The sequence below is a fragment of the Ottowia thiooxydans DSM 14619 genome (assembly GCF_000422885.1).
In the GTDB taxonomy this organism is placed as follows: domain Bacteria; phylum Pseudomonadota; class Gammaproteobacteria; order Burkholderiales; family Burkholderiaceae_C; genus Ottowia; species Ottowia thiooxydans.
In genome coordinates this window covers 58,294-81,137 of the sequence record NZ_KE383942.1, presented here as the reverse complement: position 1 = coordinate 81,137, position 22,844 = coordinate 58,294, and the positions used below count along the sequence as shown (strand labels likewise).

At 57.9% G+C, this 22,844-nt stretch carries 25 protein-coding genes; 12 read left to right on the top strand and 13 right to left on the bottom strand.

All coding sequences use genetic code 11. The features are described 5' to 3' along the window. Positions 1–30: 30 nt before the first annotated feature. The 4 genes from G518_RS0126775 to G518_RS0126760 are packed head-to-tail and all read right to left on the bottom strand — an operon-like array spanning position 31 to position 5,579. Positions 31–219 (bottom strand): hypothetical protein, encoded by a 189-nt coding sequence (locus G518_RS0126775; RefSeq protein ID WP_028605100.1) that lies wholly within the window; start codon positions 217–219, stop codon positions 31–33. Then, positions 216–2,561, bottom strand: coding sequence for a DNA topoisomerase IV subunit A (gene parC / locus G518_RS0126770; protein ID WP_028605099.1), 2,346 nt, complete (start codon positions 2,559–2,561; stop codon positions 216–218). Before parC ends, G518_RS0126775 begins: the two co-directional genes overlap by 4 nt. Before the next feature lie 39 nt (positions 2,562–2,600). Continuing rightward, positions 2,601–3,584 (bottom strand): lytic transglycosylase domain-containing protein, encoded by a 984-nt coding sequence (locus G518_RS37180; protein WP_245598140.1) that lies wholly within the window; start codon positions 3,582–3,584, stop codon positions 2,601–2,603. An 18-nt stretch (positions 3,585–3,602) separates the two neighbouring features. Further along, positions 3,603–5,579, bottom strand: coding sequence for a DNA topoisomerase IV subunit B (locus G518_RS0126760; protein ID WP_028605098.1), 1,977 nt, complete (start codon positions 5,577–5,579; stop codon positions 3,603–3,605). 97 nt (positions 5,580–5,676) lie between these two features. Here G518_RS0126760 and G518_RS0126755 point away from each other — a divergent pair, with 97 nt between their 5' ends. From G518_RS0126755 to G518_RS0126740, 4 genes are all read left to right on the top strand, one after another. Further along, positions 5,677–6,252, top strand: coding sequence for a class I SAM-dependent methyltransferase (locus G518_RS0126755; RefSeq protein ID WP_051237446.1), 576 nt, complete (start codon positions 5,677–5,679; stop codon positions 6,250–6,252). A gap of 64 nt (positions 6,253–6,316) precedes the next feature. After that, positions 6,317–7,204: a 4-hydroxy-tetrahydrodipicolinate synthase gene (dapA, locus tag G518_RS0126750; protein ID WP_028605096.1), complete on the top strand. Its 888-nt coding sequence runs from the start codon at positions 6,317–6,319 to the stop codon at positions 7,202–7,204. A gap of 60 nt (positions 7,205–7,264) precedes the next feature. Next, positions 7,265–8,368: an outer membrane protein assembly factor BamC gene (gene bamC, locus G518_RS0126745; RefSeq protein ID WP_028605095.1), complete on the top strand. Its 1,104-nt coding sequence runs from the start codon at positions 7,265–7,267 to the stop codon at positions 8,366–8,368. 170 nt (positions 8,369–8,538) lie between these two features. Next, positions 8,539–9,315 (top strand): MBL fold metallo-hydrolase, encoded by a 777-nt coding sequence (locus tag G518_RS0126740; RefSeq protein WP_036596303.1) that lies wholly within the window; start codon positions 8,539–8,541, stop codon positions 9,313–9,315. 211 nt (positions 9,316–9,526) lie between these two features. Here the strand turns inward: G518_RS0126740 and G518_RS37175 are convergent, their stop codons facing one another. Both G518_RS37175 and G518_RS0126730 read right to left on the bottom strand, forming a co-directional pair. Next, on the bottom strand, positions 9,527–9,844 hold the full coding sequence (locus G518_RS37175; protein ID WP_036596302.1) for a hypothetical protein: 318 nt from the start codon (positions 9,842–9,844) through the stop codon (positions 9,527–9,529). A 225-nt stretch (positions 9,845–10,069) separates the two neighbouring features. Further along, positions 10,070–11,200, bottom strand: coding sequence for a JmjC domain-containing protein (locus G518_RS0126730; RefSeq protein WP_028605093.1), 1,131 nt, complete (start codon positions 11,198–11,200; stop codon positions 10,070–10,072). 62 nt (positions 11,201–11,262) lie between these two features. On the opposite strand from G518_RS0126730, the gene G518_RS0126725 reads away from it, so the two are divergent. Next, the gene (locus G518_RS0126725; protein WP_028605092.1) at positions 11,263–11,787 is read left to right on the top strand and encodes an FKBP-type peptidyl-prolyl cis-trans isomerase; all 525 of its coding nucleotides are present in this window, start codon (positions 11,263–11,265) and stop codon (positions 11,785–11,787) included. 20 nt (positions 11,788–11,807) lie between these two features. Here the strand turns inward: G518_RS0126725 and G518_RS0126720 are convergent, their stop codons facing one another. The 4 genes from G518_RS0126720 to coaBC form a co-directional block, all read right to left on the bottom strand. Continuing rightward, positions 11,808–12,299 (bottom strand): outer membrane lipoprotein, encoded by a 492-nt coding sequence (locus G518_RS0126720; RefSeq protein ID WP_028605091.1) that lies wholly within the window; start codon positions 12,297–12,299, stop codon positions 11,808–11,810. A 174-nt stretch (positions 12,300–12,473) separates the two neighbouring features. Continuing rightward, positions 12,474–12,920: a dUTP diphosphatase gene (gene dut, locus G518_RS0126715; RefSeq protein ID WP_028605090.1), complete on the bottom strand. Its 447-nt coding sequence runs from the start codon at positions 12,918–12,920 to the stop codon at positions 12,474–12,476. Next, a complete protein-coding gene (locus tag G518_RS0126710; protein ID WP_028605089.1) occupies positions 12,917–13,309 on the bottom strand; it encodes a hypothetical protein in 393 nt (130 codons plus the stop codon). Before G518_RS0126710 ends, dut begins: the two co-directional genes overlap by 4 nt. 71 nt (positions 13,310–13,380) lie before the next feature. Next, a complete protein-coding gene (coaBC, locus tag G518_RS0126705) occupies positions 13,381–14,625 on the bottom strand; it encodes a bifunctional phosphopantothenoylcysteine decarboxylase/phosphopantothenate--cysteine ligase CoaBC (RefSeq protein WP_036596301.1) in 1,245 nt (414 codons plus the stop codon). A 90-nt stretch (positions 14,626–14,715) separates the two neighbouring features. Here coaBC and G518_RS0126700 point away from each other — a divergent pair, with 90 nt between their 5' ends. Genes G518_RS0126700 through G518_RS0126675 form a run of 6 tightly spaced genes read left to right on the top strand, consistent with a single transcriptional unit; the run spans position 14,716 to position 20,146 of the window. Beyond that, on the top strand, positions 14,716–16,401 hold the full coding sequence (locus G518_RS0126700) for a CTP synthase (RefSeq protein ID WP_028605087.1): 1,686 nt from the start codon (positions 14,716–14,718) through the stop codon (positions 16,399–16,401). Continuing rightward, on the top strand, positions 16,398–17,255 hold the full coding sequence (kdsA, locus tag G518_RS0126695; protein WP_028605086.1) for a 3-deoxy-8-phosphooctulonate synthase: 858 nt from the start codon (positions 16,398–16,400) through the stop codon (positions 17,253–17,255). Before G518_RS0126700 ends, kdsA begins: the two co-directional genes overlap by 4 nt. Positions 17,256–17,280: 25 nt before the next feature. Further along, positions 17,281–17,571 carry a DUF1330 domain-containing protein gene (locus G518_RS0126690; protein WP_028605085.1) on the top strand — a complete coding sequence of 97 codons (291 nt, stop codon included), beginning with the start codon at positions 17,281–17,283 and terminating at the stop codon, positions 17,569–17,571. A 24-nt stretch (positions 17,572–17,595) separates the two neighbouring features. Continuing rightward, on the top strand, positions 17,596–18,489 hold the full coding sequence (locus G518_RS37170) for an FkbM family methyltransferase (protein WP_051237444.1): 894 nt from the start codon (positions 17,596–17,598) through the stop codon (positions 18,487–18,489). A 46-nt stretch (positions 18,490–18,535) separates the two neighbouring features. Further along, positions 18,536–19,822 carry a phosphopyruvate hydratase gene (eno, locus tag G518_RS0126680; protein WP_028605084.1) on the top strand — a complete coding sequence of 429 codons (1,287 nt, stop codon included), beginning with the start codon at positions 18,536–18,538 and terminating at the stop codon, positions 19,820–19,822. A gap of 48 nt (positions 19,823–19,870) precedes the next feature. Continuing rightward, the gene (locus G518_RS0126675) at positions 19,871–20,146 is read left to right on the top strand and encodes a septum formation initiator family protein (RefSeq protein WP_028605083.1); all 276 of its coding nucleotides are present in this window, start codon (positions 19,871–19,873) and stop codon (positions 20,144–20,146) included. A 77-nt stretch (positions 20,147–20,223) separates the two neighbouring features. On the opposite strand, the gene rimM is transcribed toward G518_RS0126675, so the two are convergent. Together rimM and rpsP are read right to left on the bottom strand one after the other, a co-directional pair. Continuing rightward, positions 20,224–20,793, bottom strand: a complete 570-nt coding sequence (gene rimM / locus G518_RS0126670) for a ribosome maturation factor RimM (RefSeq protein WP_036596299.1) — start codon at positions 20,791–20,793, stop codon at positions 20,224–20,226. A gap of 13 nt (positions 20,794–20,806) precedes the next feature. After that, complete coding sequence (gene rpsP, locus G518_RS0126665; protein WP_028605081.1) at positions 20,807–21,070, bottom strand: 30S ribosomal protein S16; 264 nt, start codon at positions 21,068–21,070, stop codon at positions 20,807–20,809. A 268-nt stretch (positions 21,071–21,338) separates the two neighbouring features. Between rpsP and G518_RS0126660 the strand changes: the two genes are divergently transcribed. Further along, the gene (locus G518_RS0126660) at positions 21,339–21,788 is read left to right on the top strand and encodes an NINE protein (RefSeq protein ID WP_028605080.1); all 450 of its coding nucleotides are present in this window, start codon (positions 21,339–21,341) and stop codon (positions 21,786–21,788) included. Positions 21,789–21,830: 42 nt separating this feature from the next. On the opposite strand, the gene G518_RS0126655 is transcribed toward G518_RS0126660, so the two are convergent. Next, a complete protein-coding gene (locus tag G518_RS0126655; protein WP_028605079.1) occupies positions 21,831–22,841 on the bottom strand; it encodes an inorganic phosphate transporter in 1,011 nt (336 codons plus the stop codon). Positions 22,842–22,844 lie beyond the last annotated feature (3 nt).

The window sequence follows — 22,844 nt, the reverse complement described above, 5'->3', positions numbered from 1 at the left end:
AGAGTTGTATGCCAATCCGCCCTCCACTGATCAAGGCTTCTGTTGCCGCTCTCTTGCCCGACGAACCTGCCGAGATTCAGTGGCGCGCCGGGCTTGTAATTGGCGGATCTCGCGCTTGGCCCGCCAGCCTCTAGACAAGCGCCGACCCAGCCAGGCGCTGCCCACGCCGGTCACCACTGCCACGATGAGGCCCACGGTGGATACATCGATCGGAATCATTGCACCCGCTCCACGCTAGTGGGTTTGAAACCCAGATCTGCCGCTTTGCCTTTGCGGGCGCGGGCGGCACGCGCGTTGTTGAGGCTCCTTATTTCCAGCGTCTCCTCGCGCAGCTTTCCCCCTCGGCCAATACCTCGAATGCGCACACTACGGGTATAGGCCGCAGCGCCAGCCAGGGAATCCTTGGGCTCAAGGTCGATCAAGGTCAAGCCACGGCCACCTTTTTCCATTACCTTCAGTTCGGCGATTTCGAAGGTGAGAATTCGGCCACCAGTAGACGCGCACGCAATGTGCGTGGCCGGCAGAAGTGACGTAGCCGCAGGTAGTGAGACCACCGAGGGCTGGCAAACTTGCTCGCCTTCTCCGAGAGTGAGGAATGCCTTGCCCCCGCGCTGACGCGAAAGCATGTGTTCCACCCGCGCCAGAAACCCATAGCCACCCGAACCCGACAGCATCAGCACCGCGCCATCGGCACCGGCGAAGTAATGCGCAGGCTGAGTACCGGCCTCCAACTCGATCAGCGTGGTAATGGGTTGTCCGTCACCACGCGCACCCGGCAAGTTGGCCACGGCGACCGTGTAGACGCGGCCATTGGTGCCAAACACAAGCATGGAGTCGGTTGTGCGGCATTCAAATGTGCCGTACAGGCCATCGCCTGATTTGAATGCAAACGCGGTCGCGTCATGCCCGTGGCCAGTGCGAGCGCGCACCCAGCCTTTTTCGCTGATCACCACGGTAACGGGCTCATCGATGACTTTGACCTCGACAACCGCTTTTTTCTGCGCTTGGATCAGCGTGCGGCGAGCATCGCCAAATTGCTTGGCGTCAGCTTCGATTTCCTTGACCATCAAACGCTTGAGGCTGCCGGGATTTCCAAGAATATCTTCGAGGCGCCCTTGCTCTTCGCGCAGTTGCTTGAGCTCCTGTTCGATCTTGATGGCCTCCAACCGGGCCAATTGCCGCAGCCGGATGTCGAGAATGTCTTCTGCCTGCCGGTCCGTGAGGCCAAAGCGGGCGATCAAGGCCGCTTTGGGCTCGTCACTCTCCCGGATGATGGCGATCACTTCATCGATGTTCAGCAGCACCAGCCGCCGACCCTCCAGGATGTGAGCGCGATCAAGTACCTTTTGCAGACGATGCTGGCTGCGCCGGGTGATAGTCTGTTGACGGAAGGTCACCCACTCCAGCAGCATCTGGCGCAAGGATTTCTGCACTGGCCGACCATCGATTCCAACGCTCGTGAGGTTGATGGACGACGAGGTTTCCAGACTGGTGTGGGCCAGCAGGATGTTAGCCAGTTCGTCCTGGCCGATTCGACTGGTGCGGGGCTCGAACACGAGGCGTACCGCCGCGTCCTTGCTGGATTCGTCGCGCACGGTGTCCAGCACAGCCAGCAGAACTCCCTTGGAACCGGTTTGATCAGCCGTGAGAGCCTTCTTGCCCGCCTTGACCTTGGGGTTGGTCAGCTCTTCGATTTCTTCCAACACACGTTGGTTGCTCACGCCAGGCGGCAGCTCCGTGACCACCATTTGCCACTGGCCGCGTGCCAGCTCCTCAATTTTCCAGCGCGCCCGGACCTTGAGGCTACCGCGACCTGTTCGATAGGCGTCGGCGATGTCGCCAGGCGAGCTGATGATCTGCCCAGCGCCTGGGTAATCAGGGCCGGGAATCAGAGCAAATAGCTCCTCGTCCGTCATCTGCGGGGATTTGACGAGTGCGATGCACGCATCAGCGACTTCGCGCAGGTTATGGCTAGGAATCTCGGTGGCCAAGCCTACCGCAATACCACTGGCACCGTTGAGCAAGGCAAAGGGCAGACGCGCTGGCAACTGGCGCGGTTCATCATGTGAACCATCGTAGTTGGGTGCGAAGTCCACAGTGCCTTCATCCAGCTCGTCCAGCAGGAGGCTGGTGATCTTGGCTAAGCGCGCTTCCGTGTAGCGCATGGCAGCGGCGCCATCACCATCGCGGCTACCGAAATTACCCTGACCGTCAATCAAGGGATAACGTTGGCTGAAATCCTGCGCCATTCGCACCAGCGCGTCATAGGCGGCGGTATCTCCATGCGGGTGATATTTACCCAGCACATCGCCCACCACCCGAGCGCTCTTGACTGGCTTGGCTCCAGTATTTCCGTTGTAGCCGAGCCCCATGCGCTCCATGGAGAACAGGATGCGCCGCTGAACCGGTTTCTGTCCGTCGCAAACGTCGGGGAGCGCACGGCCCTTTACAACGGAAAGTGCATATTCGAGGTAAGCCCGCTGAGCATAGGTGGCCAAGGCCAGATCGTCATCCGACCCGCTACCCTCCCCGGCCAGGTCCAAGACCGATTGATCGTTCATTGAAAAAGAGGAAAAAAAGAAAGGACTTAGAAAACGTTTTTAGTCAATCGAAGCGGTATTTGCCTCGACCAACTGACTCAATTCATTGGCTGAAGCCGGCTGTGCGTAAGCTACAGGAGCCCTACGGGCCTCCCCGCGGCCACTGGCGTCTGAAATGCCCCCCAGCTCCACCCGGACACGGCCACCGGATTGACCGCTGATCCGACCTCCGAGCTTTCCGACCGCGCCAGCTAAAGGTTGCACGACTTGGACAGCAGGCTTGAACACTTCATACAGGCCCATCACGGTCTTGACGTAACCCTGGGTTTCCTTGTAATTGGGAATCTTGTTGCCAGCGCGCTGCACGGCGCCCTCGCCGGCGTTGTAGGCAGCCACTGCAAGAGAGAGCTCGCCCTTGAAGAGCTTGATCAGATAGGCCAGATAGCGCGCCCCGGCCTGGATGTTGGTCTGCGGATCGACCAGCTTTTGTTCCACACTCTGGGCGGGAACCAGCTTGCCTTTGCTGTCTTTGCGGCCTTGCCTGTCTGCCACTACTCCGTACTGCCCGGCCGTGGTGGGCATCAATTGCATCAGACCGACAGCGCCTTTAGGGGAAACTGCCCCCGGATCAAAGCCAGACTCCGCCGCGATCACCGCTTTGATGAGTTCGTAGTCGACTGCGTGCGCCTGTGCGGCGGCCTGCATGTGCTTTTGAACCGCCTTGTAGCCTTTGGAGGCATCAAGATCTGCGAAGCGCTTAGGAATCACAAAGGCTGGTTCACCGTTCACGCCGGTTGCCTTGACACCTGGACGCGCGCTCCCATTGCCGGATGTCAGCGCGCCTTCACTCTTCACAGAGCCCAGGGAGCCTGCGTCACCGCTGCGGAAGAACAACTGGTAGCGACCATCTACCTGCTCAGAAGCGAAATGGGTCACCCCTGCTTCGTCCAGGTAAGCCCACAGATCAGCGCGCGCAGCAAGATGCCACGTGGATAGCCACAGGGCCACCGCCACCGGTAGCACGCGAACCGTCTGTTTAAACAAAGCCTGAATCATTGCTGGTTATATGTCGATTTCCACGGCATCGCCGTGAAGTTCCATCAGTTCGCGGCGAGCAGCAGCTTCGCCCTTGCCCATGAGTTTGGTCATTTCTGCGGCGGTCTGGCCGAAATCGAAGCGGCCCAACTTCACCGGTAAAAGACGACGGGTGTCGGGATTGAGTGTGGTTTCCCACAATTGCTCCGCGTTCATCTCTCCCAGCCCTTTGAAGCGGCTGATGGTCCATTTTCCTTCAGACACGCCATCTTTGCGCAATTTGTCCAAAATCGCAGTCAATTCACCATCATCCAGCGCATACATCTTGGAGGCTGGCTTCTTTCCCCGCGCCGGTGCATCCACCCGAAACAAAGGCGGCCGGGCAACGAAGACATTGCCTGAATCAATCAATTTGGGGAAGTGACGGAAGAACAGAGTCAGCAGCAGAACCTGGATGTGCGAGCCATCCACATCCGCATCTGAGAGGATGCAGATTTTTCCGTAACGCAATCCAGAAAGATCCGGTGAATCAGTCGGGCCGTGAGGATCGACCCCTATGGCCACCGAAATATCGTGAATCTCCGTGTTGGCGAAAAGCCGGTCGCGCTCCACCTCCCATGTATTGAGGACCTTTCCTCGCAAAGGCAGGATGGCCTGGGTTTCCTTGTCGCGCCCCATTTTGGCGCTGCCTCCGGCGGAATCCCCCTCCACCAGAAACACCTCATTGAGGGTGAGGTCGCGGCTTTCGCAATCGGTTAGCTTGCCGGGCAGCACAGCTACACCAGAACCCTTGCGCTTTTCAACCTTCTGGCCCGCGCGTTGGCGGGTTTGAGCCGCCTTGATCGCCAATTCGGCCAGACGCTTGCCGTGCTCCACGTGCTGGTTAAGCCACAACTCCAGCGCCGGGCGCACATAGCCGGATACGAGGCGGACCGCATCACGCGAGTTGAGTCTTTCCTTGATTTGGCCCTGAAACTGGGGATCCAGTACCTTCGCAGATAGTACGTAGCTCGCACGCGCGAAGACATCTTCAGGCATCAGTTTGACACCCTTGGGGAGCAAGCTATGCAACTCAACGAAGCTCTTGACGGCGTTGAACAGGCCGTCTCGCAGCCCGCTGTCATGTGTACCACCGGCGCTCGTGGGGATCAGGTTGACATAGCTTTCGCGCACCGGATGCCCCTCCTCGGTAAAGGCCACGCACCACTGTGCGCCCTCGCCTTCTGCGAAGTTTTCAGCGTCTTTGCCGGCATAGCCCTCGCCCTCAAACAGGGGGATGACCGCATCTGCGACCAAGGTCTGTTCCAGATAATCGCGCAAACCACCCTTGTATTGCCAGGTTTGCGTGTCCTTTTTCCTCTCGTCGAACAAGGTGACACTGACTCCCGGCATCAGCACCGCTTTGCTGCGCAGCAGGTGTGTCAGCTCCGCCATGGGCAAAGCAGGAGATTCGAAATACTTGGGGTCCGGCCACACGCGAACGGTGGTTCCCTGGCGGCGATCGCCTTCGGCCTGCTTGCGAAGCTGGAGTTGTTCGACCACATCACCGGCCTCGAACACCATTTTGGCCACCATGCCCTCGCGATGGCTCCACACTTCCATGCGAGTGGACAGTGCATTGGTCACGCTCACCCCGACGCCATGCAGACCGCCAGAAAAGCTGTAGGCACCGCCTTGACCCTTGTCAAACTTTCCGCCGGCGTGCAGCCTGGTAAACACCAGTTCTAGAACGGGCGCTTTCTCCTCCGGGTGCATCCCGTAGGGAATGCCCCGACCATCATCCTCCACGCTGACCGAGCCATCGGCGTGCAGCGAAATCTTGATTTTCTTGCCAAAGCCGGCCAACGCCTCATCGGCGGCGTTATCCAGTACTTCCTGGATGACGTGCAGAGGATTGTCGGTTCGCGTGTACATGCCCGGGCGTTGCTTGACGGGCTCCAGCCCTTTGAGCACGCGGATGGAGCCTTCGGAGTAACCGGAAGCTGTAGTGGAATTCGTAGCCATAGCGGAGCATTTTAGCCCCGCCATCCTCGATGGACTGGATAAATCCACAGCCAGCACGTATTCACGCTATATTTAAACGAGCTTTCCATCTGTAAACATGAACGCAACGCCCCCTATTCCCAGCCTGCCAGCGCCATCCCCCTGGGTGTGGCGCTGGAGTCCTCTCGTGCCCGCCGGCGCGCCAGTTCTCGATGTGGCCTGCGGAGGCGGCCGCCACATGCGGTGGTTTGCGCAGCGCGGGCACACAGTGACGGGAATCGATCGCAACCCAGCGGCCATAGAAGCGGTCAAAGACCTCGGCGAAGCGGTTCTGGCCGATATTGAGAACGATCCCTGGCCATTGGGGGATCGCCGGTTCGGTGCAGTGGTAGTCACCAACTATTTGTGGCGGCCACTATTTACGACCTTGCTGAATTGCGTGGCCGAAGGAGGGGTACTGATATACGAGACCTTTGCCGCCGGTAACGAGACGGTCGGCAAGCCCTCGCGGGCAGATTTTTTGTTGCAACCCGGCGAATTGCTGAAAGTTTGTGCGGGACCGGAATGGCGAATCGTGGCGTATGAGGACGGTTTTTTGCCCCATCCGCAGCGGTTCGTTCAAAGAATTGCAGCCGTACGAAAGACTGGCTTTTCGGAGAGAGAAAGCAAAGCAATGGAACAATATCCACTGTAGGCCATCAAAGGGTAGGCCGTAGCGCACTAAAATGCTCGCTTCACGGCGAAAGACAAGCACTTTCATGACACCTATCTCTGGCAGTATCGTCGCCCTCGTTACACCGATGCACGAAGACGGCAGCGTTGATTACCCCACGCTGCGCAAACTGATCGACTGGCACATTGCCGAAGGCACCGATTGCATAGGAGTGGTCGGTACCACGGGCGAATCGCCCACGGTGAATATCGAAGAGCACCAGGAAATCATCCGCGTGTCGGTCGAACAGGCCGCCGCTCGGGTACCCATCATGGCCGGCTGCGGAGCTAACTCCACATCTGAAGCCATCGAACTCGCACGCTTTGCCAAAAAGGTCGGGGCCGATTGCCAGTTACAGGTAGTCCCCTACTACAACAAGCCAACGCAAGAAGGCCAGTACCGTCACTTCAAGGCTATCGCGGAGGCAGTGGGTGATCTACCCATGGTGCTCTACAACGTGCCAGGCCGCACGGTAGGCGATATGCACCACGATACGGTCCTGCGCCTGGCGCAAGTTCCCGGCATCGTGGGCATGAAGGAAGCCACCGGCAATATCGAACGCGCACAGTGGCTGATTCGCGAGGTACCCAAGGGCTTCGCTGTCTATTCTGGAGACGATCCAACAGCCGTTGCGCTAATGTTGTGTGGAGGCCAAGGCAACATCAGTGTCACAGCCAACATCGCTCCAAAACTCATGCACGAGTTGTGTGTGGCCGCCATTGCAGGCAACACACGCGCTGCCATGGATATTCAATTCAAACTTCTGCCGGTGCACAAGCAACTGTTCGTAGAAGCCAACCCGATTCCCGTGAAGTGGGCCATGGCCCGCATGGGTCTGTGCGGCGGCACACTGCGGTTGCCCATGACCCCCCTGGCGCAGTCTTATGAGGCTGTCGTCGAAGAAGCACTGCGGGCAAGCGGCCTGCTGCGATGAATTCTGCGGCAAGGCGCTTATCCGCCTGAACGCCTGTTCCGTATTTAAGGAAACACACACGTGAAGTCATCTCTTCCCATCCGCGCCCTCCCCCTCGCCCTGCTCCTGGGGTTGAGCGCGTGCTCGATTCTCGAAACCGACCGGATCGACTACAAGAGTTCCGGCCGAGGCGTTTCACTGGAAGTGCCACCTGACCTGACACAACTTCCAGGGCAATCGCGTTATGTGGTTCCAGGAACTGCGGTCACGGCCAGCAACTACCAGTCCATTCAGGCTGCAGCCGCCACCACCGGCACACCCACCGCGGCAACCACCATTGCCGATGTGCATTTCGAGCGCTCCGGAAATGAGCGCTGGCTGCGCGTTGATCGCCCTGCGGACAAACTCTGGAACCCAGTGAGAGAGTTCTGGCTGGAAAGCGGCTTCCTTCTCGCGGTTGACCAGCAAAATATCGGCATCCTGGAAACTGATTGGGCCGAAAACCGCGCCAAGATTCCTCAGGACATCATCCGCGCCACGATTGGCAAAATGCTCGATTCGGTGTATTCCACTGGAGAACGCGACAAATTCCGCACGCGTATGGAGCGCAATGCCCAGGGTGGCACGGATATTTTCATCAGCCATCGTGGTATGGAAGAGGCCTACACCAACGCGCAACGCGACAGCACCATCTGGCAACCTCGAGCCAGTGACCCTAACCTGGAAGCGGAATTTCTTCGCCGCCTGATGGTGAGGCTGGGCGTATCACAAGAGCAATCGAAAGCCATCATTGCCAGCGCCGCTCAAGCACCTGCGGTACCCAATGCACGCGTGGCCAACGTGAACAACGTGCCGGTGGTTCAGGTCAACGAGGATTTCGACCGCGCATGGCGACGTGTCGGCCTGGCATTGGATCGCACAGGCTTCACCGTAGAAGATCGTGACCGCAACAAGGGCATTTATTTCGTCCGCTACGTGGACCCTACGCTGGAGAAGAAAGAGCCAGGGTTCTTCGGCAAGCTGTTAGGACGGGGCACCCCCCCAGTGCCTACATCCCGGTACCAGGTTTCCGTGAAAAGCGAGGCTCAGGTCGCCACCGTGTCTGTGCTTGACTCGAATGGAGCCCCCGTCACGGCTGCAGTTGCGCAACGCATAGTACAAGTCATCGCCGACGAATTGAAATAGTGTAGAGCGTGTTCGAAGTCTCCTCGCGGCCCCGTTGCGCCCGAAAAACCGCGTCTGCGGCGTTAAAAATACTCGCGATACCACCAGGTATCCCTGCGTTTTTCGCCTTGCAGTCCCAGCTTTTCGAACACAACGGCCCTCGCGCAGAGACTTTGAACACGCTCTAAGCCATGCTGCGTTTTTGCAGCCTAGCGAGCGGCAGTTCTGGTAACGCCACGCTGATTGAGGCGTGGGACGGTACCACCAGCACCAGGGTGCTGGTGGATTGCGGGCTGGGTATTCGCCAACTGGAAGCCCGCCTGCAACGCCACGGCGTCTCCACTCCGCAACTCGACGCCATATTCATCACCCATGAGCACAGCGATCATGTGGGGTGCGCCTTAACGCTGTCTCAGCGACATCAAATTAAACTGTTCATGAGCGCCGGCACTTGGCGCGCCTTGGATGCGCCTTTGGCGGGCGCGCCCTTGACTCTCGTTCGTGACGGTGAATTGGTGGGCATAGGCGATATACAGTTGCGTCCATTCACCGTACCGCACGATGCCCAAGAACCTCTGCAACTCAATTGCACCGATGGCGCACGCTCATTGGGGCTGTTGACCGACCTTGGTCACGTCACACCTTATGTACTATCCAATTTGAGTGGTTGTAACGCCCTATTGCTCGAATGTAATCATGACTTGGATCTTCTGGAACGATCGAGCTACCCGGCATTCCTGAAGCGGCGTGTAGGCGGCTCTCACGGCCATCTCAATAACGGCCAGGCTGCCCAAGCGCTACAAGCGTTGTTGCACAAGGACCTTCACACGGTGATCGCCGGGCATTTGAGCGAACGAAATAACCGCCCTAGCCTGGTGCAGGCCGCGCTCTCAGAAATACTAGGATGCGCACCAGACGAAGTGCCATTCTGCACGCCGATGGGAAGCGGCGAGTGGCATAGCGTTTAGAGCCGCGTTTGCGCTCGCGCCAAACGTGGAGAACGTTCAAAAACGTACTCCTAATCTAAATTCAACGCACGAATTTCGAGTGCTTTTTACCTAATTTCTTGTTACGTGAAGCTGGATGCAAAAATCCACCTTACCCTAACAGGGCAAAAAAAAAGCCACCCAAAGGTGGCTTTTTTGCCGGAGCAGATAGCTCCGGTGAGCACGCGAGTGCTTATTTGCTAGCAGCAGCAGCGGCTGCAGAAGCAGCGGCGGCGGCAGCGTTGCCGGCGGCAGCAGCAGCAGCATCAACGGCGGCACCAGCAGCAGAAGCGGCACCAGCCACAGCAGAGCTGGCAGCGTCAGCTGCGGAAGTGGCGGCTGCACCAGCGGCAGAAGCTGCGCCAGCGGCTGCGGAAGCTGCGGCTTCAACGGCAGGAGCGGCTGCAGGGGCTTCAACAGGAGCTGGAGCTGGAGCTGGTTCTTCTTTTTTGCCACAAGCGGTCAGAGCAGCAGCAGCCATCAGAGCGGCCAAGACAAGCGATTTATTCATTTCAATAGTCCTTATGAGAGTAATATTTTCGGAAAGCCATGACGCTCGATATGAATTGCGTCCTGACCGAGAGAAAGCGCTCATTCTCTTTCCGCTCAGACTTCAATTATAGCGCGGGCCTCTGCAATTGTGATAAACCCTGATGCGTCAACGCGACGTTTCCAGGCCATTTAGTGAATGCAAATCGTTAAATATTCTGCTTTTTGAGCTTGCGAGGCGTCGCTCTCAAGCGAAATGTAACCATCCTGCGTGTTTCCATTGCTTGACCAATTCGATCGCGTCAGCACTCAAACGGGCCACCTCAAGCTTGTCCAGGGTGCGGTTGTCCGCCAATGCGCGCATCGCCCGGGCGTCTCGCCCGCCAGCACGATAACTCTCGCCGTTGATGAAGACATGCCGCTCGTCATACATCATGCGCGTCCGCCGATCCAGCACCACAGCGCCGCCAGTCTCGCCGTCAGTGGCACCGGAGGACGGCTCAAACCACACATTGGTCTTTGGCTCCGTCAAAGCCTCACCTAAAGCCATAGCCAGTTGCGCGGGGTCGCTCAAAGCGCGCTCAACCGCATCACGTGCAAACTCCAGCATGGCTGCCGGCACTTCCGCAGGGCGGGATACTGCAGGTTGTGTCGGGTCCCGGTACGCCGTGTCGCCCAGAAAATCAGTGGCTTCGTCTGCGGTGCGTGTCAGTAATTCTCGCGCCAATTCACCCCGAGAAGGCTGACGAAACCCGATTGAATAAGTCATGCAATCGCCGCCAAGCGCCACGCCATCGTGCGCCCAGCGAGGCGGCAAATAAAGCATATCGCCGGGTTCCAGCACATATTCGTGTTCAGGCTCGAAGTTTGCCAATATCTTCAAGGGCAGACCTTCCACGAGGCTCAAGTCCTTCTGGCGGCCTATGCGCCAACGGCGCTTGCCTGCCGCCTGAAATAGAAACACGTCGTAGCTGTCGAAATGAGGCCCTACACCTCCCTGGTCACTCGCGTAGCTGATCATGAGATCGTCCAGACGAGCGTCGGGAACGAATCTGAATTGCTGCATGAAGGCGTGAATACCATCGTCGTGAAGATCGACGCCCTGCACCAGCAATGTCCAGTGCGGCTGGCTGACGGGCGGTAGCGCACGACGTGCAATAGGCCCGCTCCGCAGTTTCCAGCCCTGCTTGCCCTCACTCAGCAAACGGGACTCAACGCCCTCTTGACCCGCCAAGTCGAACAGGGCCGCGCGTGTGAGGAGCGGCGAGAAGCCAGGGACGGCTTGACGGACCAGCAGTGGTTTTTTTTGCCAGTGGCGTTTCATGAACTGCTCAGGTGTGAGGCCACCGAGCAGTGGTAAAGCGAGGGTTGTATCCATTGTCAGAAAGAAAGAGAGGGCGCTTTTGCGGCAGCCCATCGTTGCAATGCGACAATTGTGCGATGGAAATTACCCCCCAATGCGTTGTTTCGCTCACATGGACGCTGAAAGACGGCCTCGGCGATGAGCTGGACGTGCTCGACGAGCCTGTTGAGTTTTTGCTAGGTAGCAACGATCTGCTGCCCAAAATCGAGGAAGCCCTACAGGGCCATGAGCCTGGATCCACGCTTGAGCTCAATCTCGAGCCGCTGGATGCCTTTGGAGATTTCGACGACCAAATGCTCTTTCTCGAGCCGCGCGCGCTCTTCCCTGAGCCGCTGGAAGAAGGCATGGTCTTTGAAGGTCACGCGCTACCCGAAGGCCTGAACTCCAAACTACCAGCAGACGCGCTCTACACCGTTTCCAGCATTTACCCCGAACACATCGTTCTCGACGGCAACCATCCACTGGCCGGCATAGGCCTGCGGCTACGTTTGAAGGTGGAGGGCGTGCGCGAAGCTACCGATGAAGAGATTTCAGCAGGTACGGCTGGGACCGGATTTTTCCGAGTGCAAGCAGCGGCTCCTGGTGGGCCCCTGCTGCACTAACTTTCTGGAACACGGGGCGATCAGCGATACAGCTGGTTGCCTTCCACGCGCACGCGCTCGCCGATACGAACGTTTGGCGATTGCTGATAGTCGAAAACTTGGCTGCTGCCGTTATCCAGACGTACCGTGACGCGGTAGACATCTGCGCCGCGGCCTGCTGCCGAATTCCGCTCAACCGCCTGGCCGATCAAGGCGCCACCGATGACACCGGCCACCGTAGCTACGGTGCGACCGGAGCCGCCACCCACCTGGTTGCCAAGCACGCCCCCAGCAACCCCGCCAATAGCAGCTCCCGCGATGCCACCTGTGCCTCCGCCTGCTCGGACCATTTCTACATTGGCGATGGTGCCGAATGAGGAGTATCCGGGCTGCGAATAGCCCGGTTGGGTGTAAACGGGCTGTGAGCCTGAGGGGTAATTCGAGTTGCCATAGGGCTGGTTCGCACACGCTGCCAGCGTGGTGACCACCACCGCGCTTATGCCCACGCGACTCAGTCGTTGAAATTTCGACATTTGGACTACTCCTTAATGAATACGGGAAGAGACCGCGCCCACAACTTAAACCAACGTATATGTGGGTGCGATCTGTGCGCGTCTATCAACGCGCGCAGAGTCTATTAAACGCTCGTCTGAATCAAGCTTCAACCAGAGAAGGGAAGGTTTTCGTGTCAGACAAATCGCACATGGCTACTTTTTTCCAGTAGAGCCGTAGCCGCTTTCGCCTCGTTCGCTGGCGGGGAAATCGCTGACGATGTGAAATCTTGCTTGAACCACAGGAACAATGACCAATTGCGCGATTCGCTCCATGGGTTCAATGGTGAAGGCCGTTTCACTGCGATTCCATGCACTGACCATTAGCTGGCCCTGATAGTCGCTATCAATCAGGCCCACCAGATTGCCTAGCACGATGCCATGCTTATGTCCGAGTCCCGAGCGCGGCAATATGAGCGCTGCGTAGCCCGTATCGGCCAGATGAATGGCCATGCCAGTGGGCACTAGCTGCCAAGCACCCGGAGCCAGCTCCAACGGTGCTTCAAGGCAAGCGCGCAAATCCAGGCCAGCACTGCCGGGGGTGGCGTAAGCGGGCATCTGCGTACGCAGGCGCTCGTCCAGAATCTTCACATCAATCTTCAAAGTTTTCTCCTTATCTTTATTCTGGTGCCGGAAAGCGACTTCACCGCTCGCCATAAAACGAATGCAACAACGGCCACTGAACCCATGGCCACCGGGAAAAGTACCCCGGCAATCACCAGCGCCATGGCCACCCAGAGCCACCATGTGGCGGTGCCCTTGCCTTCAGCACGCAGCTTGGGTTTCTTTATCAGCTTGTTCAGCAGTTCAACGAGATCGGGGGGCCCTTCCGCTCCAGGGACCGCGACAGGCGTAGACGCAGATGAAACATGATTGGCTCCCGCGGTTACCGAGGGGCTGGCGTGCATGGCAACGCCAGACGGCTGCATGAGTTTCTCCAGGTAGCGCACATAGTCGCCATTGGGTGGAGAGTGATCAATCAGTTGACTCATCGGTTGTCCTCCACATAGCCGTCCATGGCCACAAGCGCGGAAAAATAACCTGACTCACTCATGACCACGGGTCAGGCCGACATTCCGGACACACGTCTGGCGATCTCAGCCACCAGTTGCTGCGCCAATACGCGCTTGCTGGCGTGCGGAAGCTCTCGCGCACTCTCATCGTCCACTAGTAGGAGCGCGTTGTCATCTCGCCCAAAGGTGGCGGGGCCAATATTGCCCACGAGAAGCGGTACCCCTTTGCGCGCGCGCTTGGCCTGAGCATTGGCCAAAAGATCCTGGCTTTCAGCCGCAAAGCCCACGCAGAACAACTCACCTGACACCGCGCGAGGCGAATGAGCGATCTCGGAGAGAATGTCTGGGTTTTCAACGAAAGCGAGGTGCGGAACATCGCCTGAGCCATCTTTCTTGATCTTGTGCGCGGCCGACTCTGCAGGGCGCCAATCAGCCACAGCCGCGGTGGCGATGAAGATATCCGCCGCCTGAGCGTGTTCTACGCTGATGCCTCGCATCTCCTCTGCAGAGGTCACATCGATTCGCGAAACACCTCGAGGCGTAGGCAGATGCACCGGCCCCGCCACCAGGGTGACCTCGGCACCGGCCTCCCGAGCTGCCCGGGCAATTGCAAAACCCATTTTTCCGCTTGAAAGGTTGGTAATTCCACGCACTGGATCAATCGCTTCAAAGGTCGGCCCAGCCGTGACCAGCAACTTCTGGCCGGCCAGAAATTTGGGAGCCAGGAAAGCAATCAGCTCTTCGAGCAGTTCCTCTGCCTCCAGCATGCGCCCGTCGCCAAATTCGCCGCAAGCCTGATCGCCATGCGCTACGCCAAGAACGTGCGCGCCGTCTTGCACAATCTGCCCTAAATTCCGCTGGGTGGCCGGATGCGCCCACATCTCGCGGTTCATGGAAGGCGCAATCAGCAGAGGCACACGCCCGGATGGTCGCGCCAGACAAAGCAGCGCCAGCAACTCATCTGCCCGGCCTTGCGCGAGCTGGGCAACGAAGTCAGCGCTCGCTGGTGCGATCAGGATCGCATCGGCCTCACGGCTAAGATTGATGTGTGCCATGCCGTTATCTGGCCGCGTGTCCCACTGCGACGTATAAACGGGCCGCCCTGAAAGCGCCTGCATCGTCACCGACGTGATGAATTGCTCCGCTGCCGCTGTCATCACCACCTGCACCGTGGCGCCGGCCTTGACGAGCACGCGGCAAAGCGCCGCCGCCTTGAAGCAAGCCGCGCCGCCGGAGAGCCCCAGCACGATATGGCGACCTGACAATTCGCCTGATTTTTGCACCCAGTCGTTCATGCCGGGCAATGTAGCACGGGCGATGAATTGAAGGCGGGCGCCTATAATCGGAATTTCCCACCGAGCGGAGGCTTACGCCTTCGTCATGACATGACCAAATTCGTCTTCGTCACCGGCGGTGTGGTGTCTTCCCTGGGCAAGGGAATCGCCTCGGCCTCCTTGGCCGCGATCTTAGAATCTCGCGGCCTCAAAGTTACTCTCATCAAGCTTGACCCGTACATCAATGTAGACCCAGGCACGATGAGCCCGTTTCAGCACGGCGAGGTGTTTGTCACCGACGACGGTGCCGAAACAGACCTCGACCTGGGCCACTACGAGCGTTTCATCACGACGCGCATGAAGCGCGCCAACAACTTCACCACCGGAAAAATCTACCAAAGCGTGCTCGAAAAAGAGCGCCGCGGCGATTATCTGGGCAAGACGGTTCAGGTGATCCCGCACGTCACGAACGAAATCCAGGATTTCATCAAACGCGGCGCGGGCATAGGTACATCCAGTGAAGTCGATGTGGCTATCGTCGAGATCGGCGGCACGGTGGGCGACATTGAGTCACTTCCATTTTTGGAAGCAGTGCGTCAACTGAGCCTGAAAATGGGGCCCAATCACAGTGCCTTCGTGCACCTGACCTACCTCCCCTGGATCGCCGCCGCAGGCGAGCTCAAAACCAAGCCCACCCAGCACACAGTGCAGAAGCTGCGCGAGATCGGCATTCAGGCCGACGCCCTGCTGTGCCGCGCTGACCGCCCTATTCCAGAAGAGGAACGCGACAAGATCAGCCTGTTCACCAACGTGGCCGCCTGGGGCGTGATCAGCATGTGGGATGTAGACACCATCTACAAAGTACCTCGCATGCTGCACGAGCAAGGCCTTGACGGCCTCATTTGCGACAAACTTCGGCTGAACACACCTCCTGCCAGCCTGAAGCGTTGGGACGACCTGGTGCACGAGGTAGAGCACCCGCAACACGATGTGACCATTGCCATGGTGGGCAAGTATGTCGATCTTTCGGACAGCTATAAATCGGTGAACGAGGCACTGCGTCACGCAGGCATGCAAAACCATGCGCGGGTGCGGATCGAACACATTGATTCCGAGACCATCACCCCAGCCACAGTGGCGCAATTGGCCAAGTTCGATGCCATTTTGGTGCCCGGCGGCTTCGGCCCGCGCGGCGTAGAAGGCAAGATCGCCGCGGCTCGTTTTGCCAGAGAACGCGGTGTACCCTATCTGGGTATCTGCCTGGGCATGCAAGTGGCCACGATCGAATACGCACGCCATGTTGCCAATCTGGAAAACGCGAACAGCACGGAATTCGACCCTGCCACGCCTCACCCCGTTATTGCGCTCATCACTGAGTGGAAAGACAAAGACGGCAGCATCCAGAAGCGCAATGCCACCTCCAACATGGGCGGCACTATGCGCCTGGGCGCACAAAGCTCGGATGTCGCCCCTAGTACGCTGGCCCATAAGATCTACGGCGACGTGGTCACCGAGCGCCACCGTCACCGCTATGAAGCCAACGTGAACTATCTGGATTCGCTGCGCCAGGCGGGTCTGGTCATTTCCGCGTTGACCCAGCGCGAACATTTGACTGAAATTGTGGAATTACCGCAAAACGTGCACCCCTGGTTCGTCGGCGTGCAGTTCCACCCCGAGTTCAAGAGCACACCCTGGGATGGCCACCCACTGTTCAACGCCTTCATTCGGGCGGCGCTGGAACGCCAGGCGACTCAACAGGGCGAAGCAGGCGCCAAGGCGCTGAAGGCAGTCAAATGAAGCTATGCGGATTCGAGATCGGGCTGGACAAGCCCTTTTTCCTGATTGCCGGCCCGTGCGTGGTTGAGTCAGAGCAACTGCAAATGGACGTTGCAGGCCAGTTGAAGGAAATCACGGCCAGCCTGGGCATTCCCTTCATCTTCAAAAGCAGCTACGACAAAGCCAACCGCAGCAGCGGCGTCAGCTTTCGTGGTCCGGGCATGGATAAAGGACTGGAAATCCTGGCGAATGTCAAAAAACAGCTGGGTGTACCACTGTTGACCGACGTGCACACGGAATCCGAAATACCGGCCGTGGCTCAGGTAGTGGATGTTCTACAAACCCCTGCCTTCCTTTGCCGTCAGACCGATTTCATCCGAGCCGTAGCGCAAAGCGGAAAGCCGGTGAACATCAAAAAGGGGCAGTTTCTCGCCCCTCATGACATGAAAAACGTCATCGACAAAGCGCGTGCTGCGGCGGTGGAAAAAGGCTTGCCTCCCGACAGCTTCATGGCTTGCGAGCGTGGCGCCAGCTTTGGCTACAACAACCTCGTCAGCGACATGCGCAGCCTGGCCATCATGCGCGAGACCGCCGCTCCCGTGGTCTTCGATGCAACGCACTCAGTGCAATTGCCCGGTGGTCAGGGAACATCGAGTGGCGGCCAGCGCGAGATGGTCCCGGTATTGGCGCGCGCTGCGGTGGCGGTTGGTGTGGCGGGGCTGTTCATGGAAACCCATCCTGATCCGTCCAAAGCACTGTCCGATGGTCCCAACGCCGTGCCACTCAAGCACATGAAGGCCTTGCTGGAAACGCTGGTCGCGCTTGATCTGGTCACCAAGAAGAACGGCTTCCTCGAGAACGCCTTCAACGCCTGAACTTCAACTGCTGGAGCTCCCGCCCATGAGTAGCGGCTACATCATCGCCCAGGTCGAAGTTACCAATCCCGCTCAGTATGAGGAATACAAGCGGTGGTCGACCCTTGCCATTCAAACACACGGCGCTGAAGTGTGCGTGCGCGGCGGTCCGGTGCAGCCGCTCGAAGGCCATTGGGCGCCAGGCCGCATGGTCGTTCTGAAGTTCGAAAATTTCCAAAAGGCAAAAGCCTTTTTCGATTCTCCCGAGTATCTGAAAGCTCGGGAGGCTCGGGTCGGCGCTGCGATCATGAACATGGTCGCCGTTGAAGGCGTCTGAGCAGGCAACCGTATCCTCATCGGCATGGCATACCAACTCACTGAAGCGCGCCACGGAAGGTTTCTCGTCAACGAGAATGACACCTACGTGGGGCGCAGCCTCCGCACGTATGGCGAATGGTCTGAGGCCGAAATCTGGCTTTTCCAGCAAATCCTTCGCCCGGGTGACATCGTGATCGAAGCGGGCGCGAATATCGGTTCGCACACAGTATTCATGTCGCGTGCGGTGGGCGAGAAGGGAAGCGTTTACGCCTTTGAGGCCGCCCGCCTCACACACCAATTGCTGTGCGCCAATCTAGCGCTCAATGAGTGCTTTAATGTTCACGCTCTCCACAAGGCGGTTGGACGCGCCACGCAAGTCACTCGTTTTCCCAAGCTGGATCCACTGGCTGCGCAAAATTTCGGCGGACTGTCTCTGCGTGAAGTTCAGACACAAGCTATCGAGTCAACCGAACAAGTGGAAATGATCCACCTCGACGGACTGCAGTTGCCCAAAGTCGACTTCATCAAGGCGGACATCGAGGGGTTCGAGCTTGAAATGCTGGCGGGCGCGGGCGACACGCTAGAAAAACATCGCCCCATCGTCTACCTGGAGATCGATTTCGCCAATGGCCGACCTACTGGCAACCGAGATGAGTTGGTAGAGTTCGTGGAAGCGTTAGGCTATGCGGCCTTTTACTTTATCGCGCCCATGTTCAACGGCAACAATTTCAAAGGCGCCGAGCAAAATATCTTTCACGCCGCGTCTATAGACCTGATCTGCGTACCGCAAGATCGCTGCACCGTGACAGGTTTGACACCTGCGCATATTGGCGACACATCCATACATGCGGATCTTTCAAAACTGGAGCTATCTTATGCCGTTCTCCCTTGGGACGGAGCCCGTTTGATCCGCCAGCCTGCCCTCGCTTCAGGCTGAAAACCAGTTTCTTTCCGATTTCTTAACTTCCAATCAAATCATCATCATGAGCGCAATAGTTGACATCGTAGGCCGCGAAATCCTCGATAGCCGAGGCAATCCCACTGTCGAATGTGACGTTCTGCTTGAAAGCGGAGTCATGGGCCGTGCCGCCGTACCAAGCGGCGCCTCTACTGGCTCGCGGGAGGCGATCGAGTTGCGAGACGGCGACAAAAAGCGCTATGGCGGTAAGGGCGTGCTGAAAGCCGTAGAGCACATCAATACCGAAATCAGCGAGGCCGTGCTTGGCCTGGATGCCTCCGAGCAGGCTTTCCTGGACAAGACCCTGATTGACCTCGACGGCACCGAAAACAAATCTCGCCTGGGCGCCAACGCCATGCTGGCCGTGAGCATGGCAGTAGCTCGCGCTGCAGCAGAAGAGTCTGGCCTGCCTCTGTATCGATATTTCGGCGGCATGAACGGATGCCAGCTGCCCGTACCCATGATGAACGTCATCAACGGAGGCGCGCACGCCAACAACTCTCTCGATCTACAGGAATTGATGATCGTTCCCGTGGGTGCGCCATCGTTTCGCGAGGCACTGCGCCAGGGTGCCGAAATATTCCAGGCACTGAAGAAGATCATCGACGGCCGGGGAATGTCTACCGCCGTGGGTGATGAAGGAGGCTTCGCGCCCAATGTGGAAAGCCACGAAGCTGCGATTGAACTCATCTTGCAGGCCATCTCGGACGCCGGCTACACCGCAGGCCAGGACATCGTGCTGGCCCTCGACTGCGCTGCCAGCGAGTTCTACAAAGATGGCCAATACGTGCTGGAAGGTGAAGGCGGTGTGCGTCTGTCTGCTGAGCAATGGGTCGATATGCTGGCCACATGGGCCGATAAATACCCCATCATCAGCATCGAAGACGGCATGGCCGAAGGCGACTGGGACGGCTGGAAGCTGCTCACCGAGCGCCTGGGTAAGAAAGTCCAATTGGTAGGCGACGACCTGTTCGTTACCAATACCAAAATCCTGCAAGAAGGCATTGAGAAAGGTATAGCCAACTCGATCCTCATCAAGATCAATCAGATTGGCACCCTCACTGAGACGTTTGCCGCCATCGAGATGGCCAAACGCGCAGGCTATACCGCAGTCATCAGCCACCGGTCCGGCGAAACAGAAGACTCAACCATTGCAGACATCGCAGTGGGCACCAACGCCGGACAGATCAAGACGGGCTCGCTCAGCCGCAGCGATCGCATGGCCAAATACAACCAATTGCTGCGTATTGAGGAAGATTTGGGAGATATGGCCCAATATCCAGGCCGTTCAGCCTTTTACAACCTCCGTTGATCCTATTAAAATCGTAGCATTCCAACCAACTACAGCAATGAACTGAGCATGGGTAACCGCGTCGTTCCATTTGTGCTGGTCGCCGTCCTGGTGATCTTGCACGCACAGATGTGGGTCGGTCGCGGCAGTATTCCCAATGTGGCGGCGTTGCAGAAAAAGCTGGATCTGCAGAAAGCGTCCAACTCGCGGGCGAAGCTCGAAAACGAGCAACTTGCCTCCGAGGTGGATGATCTGAAGGCGGGGCTGGGTATGGTGGAAGAAAAAGCGCGGCTTGAACTGGGTATGGTCAAACCCAACGAGATCTTCGTACAAGTGACTCGCTAGAGTCCGCTTCCCGTAGATGCGGGAAGATATTGAGCGCAGCGCACACGGGGGTATTGATCACCCCGTAACGGAAAGGCTCAGTAGTCGAGTTGCCAATCTACAGTGATTAGACGGCCAGGAAGGTCTACCGAATCCACGTAGGCATCCACGAACGGGATCATGCGCTCTTGTGGCTTGCCTGCGTCTACAAAGCTCAGTACCAGGGTTGTTTGCGGGCCAGTGGCCAGCAACTCCTTCACCTCGCCCAGAGCAAGGCCTTCACGATTGACTACCGCCAGGCCGATAAGATCGACCCAATAGTATTCGCCTTCTTCGGGCGTGGGAAAAGACGAACGAGAAACGAATATCCGGGCGCCTTTGAGCTGCTCGGCAGCGCTGCGATCTTCAATTTCATGCGCGCATGCAACTACGGAATCTGCATGATCCTTGGCTTCCTTGATCGACAGGCGCACAGTCCCTGTGAAGGATGCACGACCAGCTCTTTCGGAAGGCTGAAGAAACCAGCGCTTGGAAGAAAAAAGCGCCTCAGGAGAGGCGCTATAGGGCTGGATTTTGAACCAGCCCTTGACCCCCCAGGCATCCAGAATACGGCCTATTTCGACCGCGTCTGCCGGCAACTCAGCCGGTTCAAGCCCAGGAAGAATCATGAGAGCAATACGCTCAGGCAGCGACAGGAGCGGCTGCTTTAGCGCCCTGATTGATCAGGCGCTCCACGGTAGGCGAAGCTTGTGCGCCAACGCTCTTCCAGTAAGTGAGACGGTCCTGCGCAATACGCAGGCCCTCAGCACCACCGACGGCTGTGGGGTTGTAGAAACCAATGCGCTCAATGAAGCGACCATCGCGACGAACGCGCTTGTCGGCAACAACGATGCTGAAGAAAGGGCGAGCTTTAGAACCGCCGCGTGCGAGACGAATAACGACCATGATTGAATGTCCTGTGGGTGGTGAACCCGGGCCTCCTTACTATTCCGGGATGAAATAGCAGGTAAACCCAGTTGATTTCCAGTGCTGAGACACGCGACATAGCCACCCGGCCAGCGACACACTGAGAAAGCCGATTATTATAGAGCTTCAAAAAGCTGCGGCGGCTTTCTCAAGCCTTGCCTCGTCGCCGCGCACCGCCAAGACGGTGCCTTTTCGCAACAAAAACCTCTCCCACCCGGCTTTTCACACCCCTGTCGAATCCAATTGAATGAAAAAAAATAAGACTTTTGCTACCTGGCTGACTTTTCTCGGGGGCCCGCTTGGGCTACATCGCTTTTATCTGCGCGGCTTTGGTGATTGGCTGGGCTGGTTGCTGCCAATTCCCACAGCCATCGGGATTTACGGAATTTCCCGCTTAAGACAGTTCGGCCAGGATGATCAATGGACTTGGTTACTTCTGCCGGTGTTTGGCTTCACCTTCGCAGCGTGCGCCCTGACAGCGATCGTCTACGGCCTCATGACGCCCGAAAAGTGGAACGCCCGGTTCAATCCACAATTACCGCTCGACGCTGAGCCTGGTCGCACGAACTGGTTCACGATCATTGCTATCGCCCTGTCGCTAATGATTGGCACATCCGTGCTGATGGCATCGATAGCGTTTAGCTTCCAGCGCTACTTTGAATATCAAATAGAGGAAGCCCGCAAGATCTCGCAGTGATTCTTTTGGTTGTCGAGGTCGCGGCAAAGCGACCTCGACGAATCAAAATATCAATGTGCTGAACCAGTAGGCCACAGCGGCCACCAAAGCGCTGGCAGGAATGGTCAGTACCCACGCCCATACGATGTTCCCAGCGACGCCCCAGCGCACCGCGCTGGCACGCTGAGTGGAGCCTACGCCGACGATGGCACCTGTAATGGTGTGCGTGGTCGAGACTGGAATGCCCAGTGCGGTAGCGAAAAACAGTGTCAACGCTCCGCCAGTCTCCGCGCAAAAGCCGCCCACGGGCTTCAATTTGGTGATCTTTTGCCCCATGGTTTTGACGATGCGCCATCCCCCAAACATGGTTCCCAGACCAATAGCCACGTAGCAGACCACAATGGTCCAGGTAGGCGGCGCTGCGTCGCTGGCGGCCGTGTAACCGCTAGCGATCAGCAACATCCATATCAGGCCGATGGTTTTTTGAGCATCATTGCCTCCATGGCCAAGACTGTAGGCCCCGGCCGAAACCAATTGCATGCGGCGGAACCATCGGTCTACCTTGTTGGGACGGGAGCGGCGACACACCCAGGCCACCAACACCATCATGAGGGATCCGAGCAAAAATCCGAGTAGCGGCGAGATGAAGATGAACGCCACGGTCTTCAAAATGCCCGCTGCGACCAAAACACTGGGGCCTGCCTTGGCGAGCGCCGCGCCCACAATCCCGCCGATCAAGGCATGCGAGGAACTGCTGGGGATACCGTAGTACCAGGTAATCAAATTCCATGCAATGGCACCCACCAGCGCGCCAAACACTACGTTCACGTCCACCACATCGGGCAGAACAATGCCTTTACCGACCGTAGCTGCCACCGAAAGGTGAAATACGAAGATGGCAATGACATTGAAAAAAGCGGCGAACACCACCGCTTGCGCAGGACGCAATACACCAGTGGACACCACGGTGGCGATGGAATTGGCGGCGTCGTGGAAGCCGTTCATGAAGTCAAATACGATTGCCAGCGCGACAAGCAAAATGACAACCCAAAGCGCAGCTTGTGCGGTTTGCATGAT